This is a genomic window from Flagellimonas chongwuensis (assembly GCF_013376415.1).
Taxonomy (GTDB): domain Bacteria; phylum Bacteroidota; class Bacteroidia; order Flavobacteriales; family Flavobacteriaceae; genus Flagellimonas; species Flagellimonas chongwuensis.
Genome location: NZ_WYET01000001.1, coordinates 464938 through 479842, shown reverse-complemented (window position 1 = coordinate 479842; position 14905 = coordinate 464938). Strand labels below are relative to the sequence as shown.

At 41.1% G+C, this 14905-nt stretch carries 13 protein-coding genes; 8 read left to right on the top strand and 5 right to left on the bottom strand.

What is annotated here, in order from left to right; genetic code table 11:
* Nucleotides 1–48: 48 nt before the first annotated feature.
* Entirely contained in the window at nucleotides 49–1902 is a 1854-nt protein-coding gene (locus GUA46_RS02105; protein ID WP_176619101.1) for a cation:proton antiporter, read from the bottom strand.
* 210 nt (nucleotides 1903–2112) lie between these two features.
* Between GUA46_RS02105 and GUA46_RS02100 the strand changes: the two genes are divergently transcribed.
* The 6 genes from GUA46_RS02100 (at nucleotide 2113) to GUA46_RS02075 (ending at nucleotide 10132) form a co-directional block, all read left to right on the top strand.
* Nucleotides 2113–2970, top strand: a complete 858-nt coding sequence (locus GUA46_RS02100) for an MBL fold metallo-hydrolase (protein ID WP_176619100.1) — start codon at nucleotides 2113–2115, stop codon at nucleotides 2968–2970.
* Between the two features lie 39 nt (nucleotides 2971–3009).
* Nucleotides 3010–4659: a S8 family peptidase gene (locus tag GUA46_RS02095; protein WP_176619099.1), complete on the top strand. Its 1650-nt coding sequence runs from the start codon at nucleotides 3010–3012 to the stop codon at nucleotides 4657–4659.
* A gap of 3 nt (nucleotides 4660–4662) precedes the next feature.
* Complete coding sequence (locus GUA46_RS02090) at nucleotides 4663–6513, top strand: M1 family metallopeptidase (protein ID WP_176619098.1); 1851 nt, start codon at nucleotides 4663–4665, stop codon at nucleotides 6511–6513.
* A gap of 143 nt (nucleotides 6514–6656) precedes the next feature.
* On the top strand, nucleotides 6657–7454 hold the full coding sequence (locus GUA46_RS16930; protein WP_176619097.1) for a ribonuclease P protein component: 798 nt from the start codon (nucleotides 6657–6659) through the stop codon (nucleotides 7452–7454).
* Nucleotides 7438–9063, top strand: coding sequence for a S41 family peptidase (locus tag GUA46_RS02080; protein ID WP_176619096.1), 1626 nt, complete (start codon nucleotides 7438–7440; stop codon nucleotides 9061–9063). The genes GUA46_RS16930 and GUA46_RS02080 overlap by 17 nt, the downstream gene beginning before the upstream one ends.
* A gap of 112 nt (nucleotides 9064–9175) precedes the next feature.
* A complete protein-coding gene (locus GUA46_RS02075; protein ID WP_176619095.1) occupies nucleotides 9176–10132 on the top strand; it encodes a hypothetical protein in 957 nt (318 codons plus the stop codon).
* Nucleotides 10133–10149: 17 nt separating this feature from the next.
* Here GUA46_RS02075 and GUA46_RS02070 read toward each other — a convergent pair whose 3' ends face one another.
* Complete coding sequence (locus GUA46_RS02070) at nucleotides 10150–10731, bottom strand: hypothetical protein (RefSeq protein ID WP_176619094.1); 582 nt, start codon at nucleotides 10729–10731, stop codon at nucleotides 10150–10152.
* A gap of 233 nt (nucleotides 10732–10964) precedes the next feature.
* Between GUA46_RS02070 and dcm the strand changes: the two genes are divergently transcribed.
* Entirely contained in the window at nucleotides 10965–12212 is a 1248-nt protein-coding gene (gene dcm / locus GUA46_RS02065; RefSeq protein ID WP_108245652.1) for a DNA (cytosine-5-)-methyltransferase, read from the top strand.
* Nucleotides 12190–12798, top strand: coding sequence for a hypothetical protein (locus GUA46_RS02060; protein WP_176619093.1), 609 nt, complete (start codon nucleotides 12190–12192; stop codon nucleotides 12796–12798). The genes dcm and GUA46_RS02060 overlap by 23 nt, the downstream gene beginning before the upstream one ends.
* Here the strand turns inward: GUA46_RS02060 and GUA46_RS02055 are convergent.
* Genes GUA46_RS02055 through rpiB form a run of 3 tightly spaced genes read right to left on the bottom strand, consistent with a single transcriptional unit; the run spans nucleotide 12795 to nucleotide 14595 of the window.
* Nucleotides 12795–13235, bottom strand: a complete 441-nt coding sequence (locus GUA46_RS02055) for a GNAT family N-acetyltransferase (RefSeq protein ID WP_108245650.1) — start codon at nucleotides 13233–13235, stop codon at nucleotides 12795–12797. The genes GUA46_RS02060 and GUA46_RS02055 overlap by 4 nt on opposite strands.
* The gene (locus GUA46_RS02050) at nucleotides 13235–14158 is read right to left on the bottom strand and encodes a cation diffusion facilitator family transporter (RefSeq protein WP_176619092.1); all 924 of its coding nucleotides are present in this window, start codon (nucleotides 14156–14158) and stop codon (nucleotides 13235–13237) included. The genes GUA46_RS02055 and GUA46_RS02050 overlap by 1 nt, the downstream gene beginning before the upstream one ends.
* Nucleotides 14159–14163: 5 nt before the next feature.
* On the bottom strand, nucleotides 14164–14595 hold the full coding sequence (gene rpiB / locus GUA46_RS02045) for a ribose 5-phosphate isomerase B (protein WP_176619091.1): 432 nt from the start codon (nucleotides 14593–14595) through the stop codon (nucleotides 14164–14166).
* Between the last annotated feature and the right edge of the window lie 310 nt (nucleotides 14596–14905).

Here is a 14905-nt window from a genome sequence, read left to right as displayed (position 1 = left end):
AATAGAATAGTCTCTAAACCATTTTCGATTCTTCTTCAGAAAACAATTTTACTCATTCTCAGGATTCTTTTCCTCTTTTGTCACTTCGATTTCTTTCCCCAAATAAACCAACTTATAGCCCTCGCCTTTTGGATTAAAATCTTTACTATTGGCGGGAATTATCTCAATACTGCCATCCGGGGATTTGGTGAACAAAGGAACAATGTCCCTCTCTTCATAGGTAATGTCAATCAGCTCATCATAGTGCTCCTTGTCATCCAGATCAATTTCATGGATGGTAGGGTGCTTACGGACAGTGTCCATTAATTGGATAAAGTCATCGGTGTGCGAAAAAAGACCCTCTTTTGGATTATTGTCCGGGTCGTTCACCTCTTCGGTGTTTACAAGCCTGAAGGCCCCGTTCTCCCCAAATTGTCTTTGAAACTTGTTGATTGCGAACTTGTTGATATCCGAGTTTCCGGTCAAGGCCATTAAATAACCCATATCGTTCAGCTCGATATTGTCAGTAAGCGTATCTGAGAAAATATTGGCGGTAATGGCTTCAAGTCCCAGTTTTTTCGCCTTTTCCACATTGTTTTGGTTGTTGTCTATCAAGACCACGTGCCTATTGTTCTTTCTAAGATAGTTTCCAATGAGTCTGGAAAGTTTGGACGCGCCAATAATCAAAATACCCTCGGACTTCTTCAGGAAAACGCCGACCAATTTTGCGAAAAAACGGGCCGTGGTCGCGTTCAACAGTACCGTTCCCAGTACGATCATAAATACCAAGGGTGTAATATATTCGGCACCTGCCTCTCCCCTTAACACCAGTTTGGAACCAAAAAGCGAAGCTATGCCTGCTGCAACGATACCGCGCGGGCCCACCCATCCTATAAAAAGTTTTTCGTTGAACTTTAAATTGGACCCCTGTGAGCTCAGAAAGACCCCAATGGGCCGTATGATAAACACAATTACTGCGAAAAGTGCCACGGTGTTCCAATTATAAATAAGCTCCAGATCGCTGATGTTGATATTGGCCGCCAACAGGATGAAAAGAATGGAAATCAACAGTACGCTCAAGGACTCCTTAAAGTATAGAAGTTCCTTAAGGTTGGGCAGATTCATATTTCCCATCACCATGCCCATGACCACTACGGCCAATAGCCCAGATTCATGTGCAAACAAGTCCGATTCCACATACACCAGTAGCACGGTAGACAGGGAAACTACATTGAGCAGATAATGGGGGATAAAATTTCTTTTGATGGCAAATGCCAGTGCATGTGCAAAGGTGAAACCAAAAGTCGTCCCGAACAGGATGATTTTACCGAACTCGATAAGTGCCGTTTGGGTAAAGGCCTGTCCTTCTCCAACACTAATGAACTCGAACACCAGTACCGCGACCAAGGCCCCGATGGGGTCGATAAGGATTCCCTCCCATTTCAGTACAGCCGAAACGTCCTTTTTCAAAGGAATGTTTCTAAGGATAGGCGTAATTACGGTGGGTCCGGTTACAATGATAAGACCGGAGAACAAAAATGAAATTTGCCAAGAAAGGCCAAAAATATAGTGTGCGGCAACCCCTGCACCAAAAAAAGTGACTATGGTGCCAATGGTGATCAACTTGGTGATTACCGGCCCCACATTGGATATCTCGGCCCTTTTTAGGGTCAATCCCCCTTCAAAAAGGATAACGCTAATGGCCAAGGACACAAAATAATAAAGCCCTTCTCCAGGGAACAGTCCTTTTTCACCATTCCAGATCGGCTCTATCAGTTTTGATCCATCTTCCGTATATAAAGTAGCTATGGGACCCACCAGCAATCCTATCAAAATAAGGGGTAAGATTGCAGGAAGCTTAAAGCGCCAAGCCACCCATTGTGCAATAATGCCAAGAATTATGATTCCAGCAAGTTCGAGCATCGTCTAAGTTTTGTGGAAATTTACTGTTTTTCTTTTAGATAATCATTCTTCAATGTATGGGCAACGCAATACGAAAGTTCATATTTGCCCAAACATTCCTGGGATTTAACGAAACTCGTCTCCTTTTTGTTAAAATACGGCCAATATATCTTTATTTTTTCGCCATTTGGGTCGTGCTTTTCTTATTTTGCACCCCATTTTACTTTCGGAATGACAATTTATCCCATAGAGACAGGTAATTTTAAGTTGGATGGTGGAGCCATGTTCGGTGTGGTTCCCAAATCTATTTGGAACAGGACCAACCCTGCGGATTCCAACAATATGATCGACCTTGCCGCCCGCTGCCTTTTGATAGAAGATGGCGACAGGCTCATTTTGATCGATAACGGACTTGGCAACAAACAATCCGATAAATTCTTTAGTTATTATTATCTCTGGGGCGATCATTCATTAGACAGGTCATTAAAAAATGTCGGCTTCCATCGGGATGATGTAACTGACGTTTTTTTGACCCACTTACATTTTGACCATTGCGGTGGCAGTATCCAATGGAACAAAGACCGGACCGGATATGAGCCCGCCTTCAAAAATGCCAAGTTCTGGACGAACGAGGCACACTGGGAATGGGCTACCCAACCCAATGCAAGGGAAAAAGCTTCGTTTTTAAAGGAAAACCTTTTGCCTATGAAAGAAAGCGGTCAGTTGCATTTTGTGGACAGAAAAGAATCCCCGTTTGTCGAAAGTTCGGAACTGGGATTCGGCATTCACTTTGTGGACGGGCATACCAATAAGCAAATGCTGCCACATTTAAAATATAAAGGTAAAACCTTGATTTTTGTGGCAGACCTCCTACCAACGGTTGGACATATTCCGTTACCTTATGTTATGGGATACGACACCCGACCTTTGTTGACCTTAAAAGAAAAAGAATCATTTTTACATAAAGCTGCAGAAAACGATTGGCTACTCTTGTTCGAGCACGATGCACATAATCAAATCTGCTCACTGAAGCAGACCGAAAAAGGAGCCCGTTTGAAGCAACTGTTTTCTTACGACGAACTATTTTAAGTACAATAAATCAACTTCACTCTTTTACAAATACATTCTATGAATCGCACATATAACAAACTATCGTTCCTGTCGCTTTCCGCCTCTATTTTTTTGATGGGCTGTGGGTCTACCGCATTGGTCTCGACTCCTGTTGAGAATATTGATTCCGTACCCCTGAAAGTTGCCGAACTTACCGATACGGAAAAGAAAAACTGGGGCCATTTGGACCTGATCAAGGACACTATTCCCGGGATGAGCGTTGACAAGGCTTACGACGAAATCATCAAAAACAAAAAAGGAAAGACAGTTGTAGTGGCCGTATTGGATTCCGGCATGGATTTAGAGCATGAAGATTTGAAAGGCGTACTTTGGACCAACTCCGACGAAATACCCAACAATGGCAAGGATGATGATGGTAATGGTTATGTGGACGATATCCACGGATATAACTTTTTAGGCACATCTTATAATGAGCAATTGGAATATGTTCGAATGCTTCGTTTGAACATTGGAGATGCATCCGAAAGGGCAGAAGCAAGACTTTTGCTCGACAAGGAATATCCGGAAGCCGTTCAGAACAAACAACAGTACGAACAAATATTTCAGGTGGTAAAAGGTGCCGATGAACTTGTAAAAAGTGAGCTTGGCAAAGAAACCTACACTAAAAAAGATTTGCTCTCCATAAAGGCAACAACGGCACAAATGGAGCAAAGCGTTGCGGTATTGACACAAATGTTCACTTATGGCGACACTATTCCAGAAGTATTGGAGGAGCTTAAAGAGGGCATTACCTATTTTACCGATCAAGCCAATTATAACCTCAACAAAGATTTTAACGGTAGGGAGCCTGTGGGCGACGACCCTTACGATATTACCGACGTTCCATATGGTAACGGAAACCCAAAGAACATGGTAGATACCGAAAGTCATGGAACTCACGTAGCCGGAATCATCGCTGCCCAAAGAAACAACGGTATTGGCATGAAAGGTGTTGCCAACAATGTTGAGATTATGAGCATTAGAGCCGTTCCCAACGGAGATGAATACGACAAGGACATCGCGCTGGGTATCCGCTATGCTGTTGACAATGGCGCATCCATAATCAACTGTAGTTTCGGAAAGTCCTTTTCACCGAAAGCAGAATGGGTCTACGACGCCATAAAGTATGCCGCATCCAAGAATGTGTTGATCGTACATGCCGCAGGTAATGATGGTGAAGACCTAGAGCTTCCAGAAAACAGAAACTATCCCAACGACGATATGGACAGTGAAACGGAGTTTGTGGACAACGTGATTACCGTTGGGGCCCTTTCCAGTAGTTATGGCTCCGAAATGGTCGCGTCTTTCTCCAACTATGGGAAACAACGTGTGGATGTGTTTGCTCCCGGAGACGCCATATACTCCACCATGCCCAATAGCGATTACGAATTTCAAGGGGGAACATCCATGGCCGCTCCCGCAGTTGCCGGTGTTGCTGCCCTGATTCTTTCTTACTATCCAGACCTTTCTGCCTCTCAGGTTAAAAACATTATGATGCAGTCTGGGCTTAGGACCAAGACATCCGTTATAGTTGCCGGAGATGAGACCAAAGCAACCACTTTCGACAAAATTTCCAAGTCCGGCAAGATGGTTAATGCCTATAATGCCTTAATTTTAGCGGACAACATCTCAAACGGTAAAATGACCTTAGAGAGCAATTCAAAATAATATATGAAGCATTTACGATCCCTCTTTTTCTCGGCCTTTTTTGGAGCTACCCTTTTTTTAAGTGCACAATCAAGTGACTGGCAACAGCGCGTGGATTATACCATGGATGTACAAATGGATGTAAAGACCTATCAGTACACCGGTACCCAAAAATTGATCTATACCAACAATTCCCCGGATGAATTGAGCCGTGTTTTTTACCATTTATACTACAATGCTTTTCAGCCCGGTAGTGAAATGGACATCAGGCTACAAAACATCAAAGACCCGGATAAAAGAATGATGGTCGATGGAAAAAGTAGGATTGCATCCCTTTCGGAAAGTGAGATGGGTTACCTCCATGCTGAATCGCTTACCCAAGACGGTCAACCTGTTTCCTTTACAGAGGAAGGGACCATTCTTGTGGTTGATTTGGCCAAGCCAATTCCTTCAGGAGGAAAAACAACTTTAGAAATGACCTTCAAAGGACAAGTTCCTCTTCAAATTAGACGTTCTGGTAGAAATAGTAGTGAAGGCGTTGCACTTTCCATGAGCCAGTGGTATCCAAAACTTTCAGAGTATGATTTTGAGGGATGGCATCCAAATCCATACATCGCCCGTGAATTTCATGGGGTTTGGGGCGATTTTGATGTAAAAATTACCTTGGACAAAGATTATACCGTTGGAGGTTCTGGATATCTTCAAAATCCGGACGAAATAGGTCATGGATATCAAACACCGGGAACCAAAGTAAAGACCAAGGGCAAAACCTTGACATGGCATTTTAAAGCACCCAATGTACACGATTTTATGTGGGCGGCCGACCCAGAGTACATTCATGATGTGTATGAAATGGAAGATGGTCCTACCCTTCATTTCTTCTACAAGGACAACCTAGAGTTCAATGAAAACTGGAAAAACCTTCAGCCAAAAACGGCGGAAGCAATGAAATTCTTCAGCAACAATGTTGGTAAATATCCCTATGAACAATACTCCGTTGTGCAGGGAGGTGATGGTGGAATGGAATATGCCATGAGTACCTTGATCACTGGCGAACGTGAATTCGGGAGCTTGGTCGGCGTAATGGTTCACGAAATGGCCCATTCTTGGTTCCAGCACGTGCTTGCGACCAACGAATCAGAACATGAGTGGATGGATGAGGGCTTCACTTCGTTCATCAGCAGCTTGTGCATGAACCAGATTATGGAACAGAACAAACAAAACCCTTTTGAGGGGTCGTATCGGGGATATTACGCTCTGGTAAACTCAGGTCTTGAAATGCCCCAGTCCACCCATGCGGACAGATATACGACGAATTTTGCCTATGGAGTTTCTGCCTACAGTAAAGGTTCTATTTTCCTTTCCCAATTGGGCTATGTGATTGGACAGGACAAGTTGATGGAGACCATTCAAAAATATTTCGAAGACTTCAAGTTCAAGCATCCTGTTCCGAACGACATCAAAAGAACGGCAGAAAAAGTTTCGGGTATGGAACTCAACTGGTACTTAACAGATTGGACACAGACCACCAATACCATTGATTACGGTATTAAAAGTGTTGATGCCGATGGGGAGAATACCAAGGTTACCATGGAGCGCATTGGTGAAATGCCAATGCCCTTGGATATTTTGGTTGTGGGCAAGGATGGAACACAAAAAACATACTACGTGCCATTGCGTATGATGTACGGCGAAAAAGAAAACCCATATCCAAATTTGGACCGTACCATTTTGGAAGACTGGCCATGGGCCTTCCCAACCTACGAGTTTACCTTGGACATGCCCTTGGAAAATGTGCAGGCCATTATGATCGACCCGTCTCAATTGATGGCCGATGTGGATGGTGAGAACAACGTATACCAAGCAGAGGAATAAGCAGCTTTCCTTTAACAGAACAACAAGGGTGGCCGTTTGTGCCGCCCTTTTTTATTAAGGAAGGGCTCATCCTTGTCCCCTTGAGGGGACCTTAGGGGTGTTCGTTGACCAATTATTCTTAATATATTTAGCTTTTGTGACCATTGAAAAACAAGATTATTCCATACAATCCAAGGTTAAAAGAGTTCGCTAGGCAACTGCGTAAAAACAGCACGCTCTCTGAAGTCCTTCTGTGGGAAAAAATAAAACAGCGTGCTTTGGGGGTTCAATTTCATCGACAAGTGCCTCTCCTTGAGTACATTGTTGACTTTTATTGTCATGAATTACAGCTCGCTATTGAAATTGATGGGATATCTCATGAGTTCAAATATGATAAGGATGCAGAAAGAGAACGTCAACTAGAAAAAGTGGGCGTACATTTGATTCGGCTACAAGATAGTGAGGTCAAAAAAAATATGTTCAGTGTTTTGATGACCTTAAAAGAAGTCATAAATGAAATGCAAAGTAAAAAGCCTGGTTTTGAAATAGAAATTACACCCCTAAAGTCCCCTCAAGGGGACATTTCCTTCCCCAAAAAAGAGAAGCTGACCAACAAAAAATTGTTCGAAGCGCTTTTTACAGAAGGCAAGTCCCTTCATGAGTTTCCGGTTAAGCTGATCTACCTCCCTTCAAATTTTAACGATGGTGCCAGAGTAAAGGTCGCTGTTGTCGCCCCAAAAAGAAAATTTAAAACGGCGGTAGACCGCAACCATATCAAAAGACTTATGAGAGAAACGTACCGGCTCAACAAGCCCCTCATTTTTAACAACATTGAAGGGAATTTTGCGTTCATATTTTTATACCTTGGCAAGAAGGCCCCAATTTTTGATGAAGTAGAAACGGCTATGAAAAAGCTGTTAGATGCCTTTGTAAATAAAGAAGCCCATGAAAAGATTGATTAGAAAACAGGTTTTGATTCCCGTTTTAGCGGTAGTGGTATTAGTCGGTGCCAGTAGCTTTAAAAGCGACTTTTTTGAAATTGCCAAACAGATAGAAATCTTTACCACACTCTTCAAAGAGCTTAACATGAACTATGTGGACGAGACCAATCCCGCAGAATTGATGGATTCGGCCATAAAAAACATGTTGGGGGAGCTAGATCCCTATACCCAATTTTTGAACGAGCAAGATGTTGAATCCTTCAAAATAAACAATGCTGGGGAATACTCCGGTATTGGCGCCTTGGTCCGTTCTTATGAAAACAAATTGTTAATCGTAGAGCCGTATCAAGACTATGCGGCAGATAAGGCGGGGTTAAAGGCCGGTGATGAGATTATCAAAATCGGTGAGACCTTGGTCGCTGATTTTGACGATAACGCAGGAGAATTGCTCAAAGGGACAAATAACTCCACCGTCGAGGTTACTTTTTTACGACAGGGGGAAACCAAAACCACCACCATTACCCGAGGTGGCGTGGAGGTTGATGCGGTCCCTTTTTATGATATGATCGATGATAAAACCGGATATATTGTTTTGTCCCGTTTTAATCAAAAAGCTTCAAAACAAACACAATCTGCTTTGCAGGACCTTAAAGGCCGCGGAGCTGAAAGGTTGATTCTTGACCTTAGGGGAAATCCTGGCGGGCTGTTGTCCGAGGCGATAAACGTAACCAATCTGTTTGTTCCAAAGGGCGAACTCATTGTTACCACCAAATCCAAGGTCAAAAAATTCAATCAGGAATATAGGACCCGAAATCAGCCGGAAGATGAAGAAATTCCGTTGGTGGTGCTTGTAAATGGAAAAAGTGCTTCGGCCAGTGAAATTGTTTCGGGCGGACTACAAGATTTGGACCGTGCTGTAATTATCGGTGCCAGGAGTTTTGGAAAGGGTTTGGTGCAACGACCGCTCAAACTTACGTATGGCACCCAGTTAAAAGTAACTATCTCCCGATATTACACGCCCTCTGGTAGATGCATACAATCCTTGGATTATTGGAACCGGGATAAGCAAGGAAATGCTGTTCGGAATACAAAGTTCAATGAGTTCACCACTAGAAACGGAAGAAAGGTATGGGATGGAGGAGGCGTAATGCCCGATATCACCATCGAATCCTTAAAAACAAATTCGTTGATTGATGCTTTGGAATCCAACAATATCGTTTTTGATTTTGCCACACAATATTTCTACGACCATAGTTTTGATTCTGTCGACAACTTTAGCTTTTCCGACTCTGATTATAGCGCCTTCAAGGCCTATGCCTCACAACAAAACTTCTCTTATCAGACCAAAACAGAAAAAGTCTTGGAAGAAACCATCAATGGAGACGACACTTTATTGGGCGCCGAGGTGCAAGAAAAATACAAGGATTTGCTTTTGGCAGTAAATCGTGGAAAAATCAATGCCTTGGATACTTATAAAGATGAAATCCAGAAAAATTTGGAAGACGAGATCATTACCAGATACTTTTACAGAGAAGGTCTTTACAAGTATTATCTTAAACATGATGATGCCATTCTAACAGCCACCGGATTACTCGCGGACAACAACAAATATTCCTCTATTTTAAAATAATAAAACCACCTGTACCAATTCAAACAGGGCATCTATCAATTCAAAACGTGTAACCGTCAAGTTGGGTAGTTAAATCATCTTATAAGATGGTATTTTAACTTAAAACTTGTTTATGACCTACACCATCCTAACGCTCACCATAATTGGTATTGTGCTTTTGTTTTGGCTAAACAATCTGATCAAGAATTGTTTTTCTCGTTCCTTCTGTATACTTAAAAACCGAAAAAGTAAATCTATAGAGACTAAGGAGGCCTCGATTATCTCCGTAAAAACCATCAAAAAGGGAAAAAAACCGCTTTTGGAGCTCTTGGTATTGTTCGAAAACTTTTCCGGGAGCCATATTCATAGAAAAATTAGGGTGTGGGACAGCAAGCCCCATTTGCACCGTTTTGAACAGGATAAAAGTATTCCTGTTGGACTCAATATTGCTCGTAAGCCCAAAGACCCCATCTTTTTGTCGCAAGAAGTCTGTAGGTTCTCCTTTGTATTTGTTCTCATCTGTATACTGAAAATTTTACTGTATGTTATCGGAAGCTACATTCTGATAAGTGTAGCTTTGGAAAAAATATTTTCTTCCCCTGAGGAATATGAGTTTGTACTCAGAACATCGCAAACTTGGCAAATTGGGCTTATTTTAATAGGTGTAAGCGTTCTGTTATACTTACTCTTGCAAAGAATTGGTGTTTTGGTAAATGGAAAAACCAACGAGCAAAATTGGAACCTTCTATATTACGGCGTGGGTACGACGGCCAATATTATAGATTACAAAAACACAGAACCATTTATAAAAAATGATAAGACCATTCAGTTTTCGTATGCATTTAAAACCCCTTTGGGAAAGAGGTTCGAAGGGTTTGACAAAAAAATTATTGATGATGCAGATGTTGATTCTCTGTTGGAATCCGACCTGTTGGATATTATGTATCTTCCCAATAATCCGGAAGTATCGCGTATCAAAGAAAATTTAGAATCCCAGGATTTTGTCCATTTTCTCAACCGCTTGTTTATGATCGCGGTCTTTATCTTTTCTGTTGTTTTTGTGTTTTCCTTTTACAAAACTGTTTTTTGAGGCATGATTTAAAATAGTCAGTCCCCTTCTTCGTAATATATCTTCATCAAAGACAAAATATCATTCTCAAAAAAGAACTCCATAGCCCCGTAATCATCGGTAAAAACAATTATTGAAGCTAACAGTGCCTGAGGGTCTTCAATTTTCATGGCCTCTAAAAACGTTTGTTTTGGTGTCCCGATTTTAATTCCATCCAAAACTGATAATTTAGGGGTTGTAATATTGGAAAAATGAAGGCCTTCTCTGTTTTCATAAAATTTGATTTCAGTATCCTTACATGTTATTTTTACGAAAGCTTCTCTGTCTTCCTTTGATTCTCCTTCAGAATAATCAATTTCTATTGTCATCTCTTTGCCCAATATCGCTTTTAGCGTGTCAATTTGTAACGCAAAGTCATATGGATCATAGATGTCAACTTCCGAATCCACCACATACCTTTTTGCCTTGCTCTGTGTTATTTTGGATTCCTTCTTATCAACATCTATTTGTTCTATGGAGTCTATTGTGGCTATGTCTTGATTCTTGGTTTGCTCTTTTTTTGAATCCTTGCATGCCATAACGGCAAAAATTAAAATGCCAGAGATAATTGTCGCTTTCATAAGTGAAGCTGTTTTTAGAAATTATAAATCCAAAATAGCTAATCCTCTCCATAGATAGCCCAACCAATTGACGGATACTATATTTGAATTTACGAATGGCCCTTCAGGACCTATTCGTCTGTTCGTAATACCCAAAATTCGGTTAACTTTTATTCACATTTGGAGTTAAAGCCCATCATCACAAATTTGTATGACGATACTTTGTAAAAAAGGAATTAATTCTATTTTTGGGCATGCAACAACTTAAGGTCTGTGAACTTTTTGCGGGTGTTGGCGGCTTTCGCCTGGGATTGGAGAGCACGGGGTATTACCAAGTGGTGTGGAGCAACCAATGGGAGCCTTCTACAAAAATGCAGCATGCTTCCTTAGTTTATGAAGCACGTTTTGGTGCCGAAAATCATTCCAACGCCAACATTGAAAACGTAAAAACCGAGGAAATTCCCGACCATGATATTCTTGTGGGAGGTTTTCCTTGCCAAGACTACTCTGTTGCGACTTCGTTAAAAAATTCCAAGGGACTCATCGGAAAAAAAGGCGTGCTTTGGTGGTCCATTCACCGCATTCTTTCGGAAAAAAAAATTAAGCCCAAATACTTGTTCCTGGAAAATGTGGACCGTCTTTTAAAATCGCCCTCCAGCCAACGAGGTAGGGATTTTGCCGTAATGCTCCGCAGTCTATCAGATTTGGGTTATGCCATAGAATGGCGGGTAATCAATGCCGCCGAGTATGGAATGCCCCAGCGCCGAAGGCGCATTTTTTTTCTGGCCTATTCAAAGGATACTCCTGTTTACCAAAAACTTACAGAGACCCTTCCTCTCGACTGGATTTTAAAGAAAAGCACTTTTTGCAATGCGTTTCCTGTTGATGAATCCACACAAAATTTGGTAGAATTTGATTTGGAAGAGGATTTGGTCAAACTATCCAAAAACTTCAACAAAGAACAAAATCTTTCCCCATTTTTGAATACGGGAATGTGTATTGATGGAAAAGTATCTACCCTAAAAACCGTCCCTGCTTACAGTGGCAAAAGAACCGTTCTCTCCAATGTTTTGAAAAAAGGTCCTGTTCCTTCTGAATATTACATTGATGGTAACGATTTGCCCAAATGGGAATATTTAAAAGGGGCAAAAAAAGAAATACGCAAGACCAGCACTGGTTTTGAATACAATTACAGTGAGGGCAGCATGGTTTTTCCCGATGCCCTTAATCAACCTTCTAGAACTATTATAACTGGTGAGGGCGGCAAGTCCCCATCCCGGTTTAAACACGTGGTCCAAACCTCCAAGGGACTGCGAAGACTCTTACCTGTTGAATTGGAACGGTTGAACATGTTTCCAGATAATCATACCCAATTGGAGGGCATTTCGGATGCCAAACGTGCCTTTTTTATGGGCAACGCATTGGTTGTGGGCATTGTGGAAAAAATAGGTGATTCCCTGTTCCAGAAAATAGCCGAACTTGAAAAGCAACTTCAAAGCTGACCTATCCAAAGAAAAACAACTGGCGCCTTTACTGGATTCCTACTATCAAAAACACTTGAAACACTACAGTTTTAAACGTGTTCAACATCGTAAAAAACAATTGCAGGGCATAGATCTTATCCTAAAGGATAAGTCCTCGGAAAATGAATTCTTTGTTGATGAAAAAGCACAGTTGGATTACATAAACGAAAGTTTGCCCACTTTTGCGTTTGAACTTTTTTATCACAAAAATGAAATACAAAAGCAAGGTTGGTTGTTCGATGTTGCCAAAAAGACACATTTTTATGCCTTGGTGACCAGTATTTATTCGGATGAAGAAAACGTGTTCACCAGTTGCAATATTACTTGGGTTAACCGTGAAAAATTGATTCTTCGCTTACACGAATTGGGCCTGAACCAAAATAGTTTGAAACGGGTTTGCCTCCATCATACAGAAAGGCATGGAAAACTTATACTGGAGCAACTTGACCCTAGAAATCAGGGCTATCTGTTCTTTTCCCATCAAAATAAAGCGGAAAAACCCGTGAATCTTATTTTAAAATTGGATTTTTTGGAACGACTTGGTGTGTCGAGAAGATTGGTCTAAGCCTTCAACATTCTTGTATGCGGAATTCCATCCTCCAAGTATTCCTCGCCGAAAGCGGAAAAGCCCAAATCCGAATAGAATTTTAATAAATAGGATTGTGCAGAAATCTCGATGGGCTTGTTCGGAAATTTTTCATCAATTGCCGATAAGGATGCCTGCATAATCTGTTTGCCCAATCCATATTTGCGTTGGTCTTGGCTTACCACTACCCTGCCAATACTTACATTATCAAAATAATCACCAGGTTTAAAAACTCTGGTATACGCTACTACTTCGCCTTCTTTAACTCCTATTACATGAAGTGCTTTTTGATCCTTGTTGTCCACATCTTGGTACACACAATCTTGTTCAACTACAAAAACCTCGCTTCGGAGTCGTAGAATTTGATATAATTCTTCAGTCGAGAGCTCATTAAAACTTTTAACGGATACTTGCATTAATCTTGGACTATTATGCTTTTGGAGTCACATTTATCAAACTCGGGCTGAATGTTTACATGGTTTATACCATGTTTATGGTACACATGTTCCTCTATTTTCTCTAGGATTTCATCAAATTCTGAAAGTCGGATATCATTTTTAAAATCGATATGGGCTTCCATATGTACTTCATCTTCATTAAGTTGCCAAATATGTACATGATGTACATTTTTCACGGGTTCTATGGTACAGATAGATTCCACTATATCCTGAATGACCACGGATTTTGGTGTAAAAAGCATCAATACCTTGGTGGATTCCTTCAATAGGTCATATCCCATATAGATCAAATACACCCCTATGATCATGGTAAGAATGGCATCTACCCAATAAATCTGGAAATATTTCATTAAAATACCACCTATTAATACCGCTACGGATGCCATCATATCGGTGAGTAAATGCAAATAGGCGGACTTCATGTTCATATTCTCCTCTGAGTCCTTTTTCAACAACAATACACTAAAACCGTTGCCCGCAATGGCAATCAAGGCAAGCCAAATTACCAAGTTGGATTCTATTACTTGCGGTTCCAATAACCGTTCAATAGCTTCCTTCATTAAAATTATAGCCACGACCACCAACGTAGCCGCGTTAATGAAGGCCGCCAAAATTTCCGCACGTTTATACCCAAAAGTTTTAAGATTGGATGCCTTCTTCTTGCCCAACCGCCTTGCAACATAACTTATGACCAAGCTGAGTACATCGCTGAAATTATGAAGCGCATCGGACAATAGTGCCAAGCTCCCAGAAAGCAACCCACCAACAATCTGTGCCAGTGTAATGCCAATGTTCAGAAAAATAGAGATAAGAAGATTTCTTCCTTTTAGATCGGGATGTGCATGCGAATGTGAATGTCCGTGATGATGATGGTGCCCCATAAGGTTTATCTACAAGGAATTTTTTCTATTCTACGTTCGTGCCGACCGCCTTGAAACTCTGTCTTTAAAAAGGTTTCCACCATATCCAAAGCTTGCGGTAGTGCTATAAAACGAGCGGGCAGGCTCAAAATATTGGCATCGTTGTGCTCTCTGGCCAATTGGGTGATTTCATTGTTCCAACATAGGGCGCCCCTAACACCTTGGTGCTTATTAATGGTCATGGTAGCTCCATTGCCACTACCGCAGATAACTATTCCAAAATCCACTTTTCCTTCCTCCACATCTGTTGCCACAGGGTGGGTAAAGTCCGGATAGTCCACACTATCGGTTCCATCGGTTCCGTAATTGATAACTTCTATTCCTTTAGATTTCAATAGACCGATAATAGCAAGTTTGTAATCGGTTCCGGCGTGGTCGTTTCCTATGGCAATTTTCATGGGTATAGTATTAAAATGGGTACATAGCAAAGGTACAACATCTTTTCATGTTGCGTTGTTTATAAAAATGATGGAAATTTTGCATTGGTTTAAAAAACAACCCATTAACAATAACACTCTTTTGTTAACTATTTGAAGAAAACTAATTGCAATGAAATTTTGCAATTCCAGAAAATCGATCAGTAGAAATAATTATTTAATGTTGGTCTGATATTCGATTAAAAATTAATCAACCAATATGAAGAACTTTATTGCGGTAATTAACATTAAAAACACATTAACTTTTCAATAAATTGATGTTGATAACGGT

What these genes read in the sequence shown, in the direction of transcription:
- GUA46_RS02105 (WP_176619101.1), bottom strand. Translation starts at nt 1,902, where the DNA reads ATGCTCGAACTTGCTGGAATCATAATTCTTGGCATTATTGCACAATGG.
- GUA46_RS02100 (WP_176619100.1), top strand. Translation starts at nt 2,113, where the DNA reads ATGACAATTTATCCCATAGAGACAGGTAATTTTAAGTTGGATGGTGGA.
- GUA46_RS02095 (WP_176619099.1), top strand. Translation starts at nt 3,010, where the DNA reads ATGAATCGCACATATAACAAACTATCGTTCCTGTCGCTTTCCGCCTCT.
- GUA46_RS02090 (WP_176619098.1), top strand. Translation starts at nt 4,663, where the DNA reads ATGAAGCATTTACGATCCCTCTTTTTCTCGGCCTTTTTTGGAGCTACC.
- GUA46_RS02080 (WP_176619096.1), top strand. Translation starts at nt 7,438, where the DNA reads ATGAAAAGATTGATTAGAAAACAGGTTTTGATTCCCGTTTTAGCGGTA.
- GUA46_RS02075 (WP_176619095.1), top strand. Translation starts at nt 9,176, where the DNA reads ATGACCTACACCATCCTAACGCTCACCATAATTGGTATTGTGCTTTTG.
- GUA46_RS02070 (WP_176619094.1), bottom strand. Translation starts at nt 10,731, where the DNA reads ATGAAAGCGACAATTATCTCTGGCATTTTAATTTTTGCCGTTATGGCA.
- dcm (WP_108245652.1), top strand. Translation starts at nt 10,965, where the DNA reads ATGCAACAACTTAAGGTCTGTGAACTTTTTGCGGGTGTTGGCGGCTTT.
- GUA46_RS02055 (WP_108245650.1), bottom strand. Translation starts at nt 13,235, where the DNA reads ATGCAAGTATCCGTTAAAAGTTTTAATGAGCTCTCGACTGAAGAATTA.
- GUA46_RS02050 (WP_176619092.1), bottom strand. Translation starts at nt 14,158, where the DNA reads ATGGGGCACCATCATCATCACGGACATTCACATTCGCATGCACATCCC.
- rpiB (WP_176619091.1), bottom strand. Translation starts at nt 14,595, where the DNA reads ATGAAAATTGCCATAGGAAACGACCACGCCGGAACCGATTACAAACTT.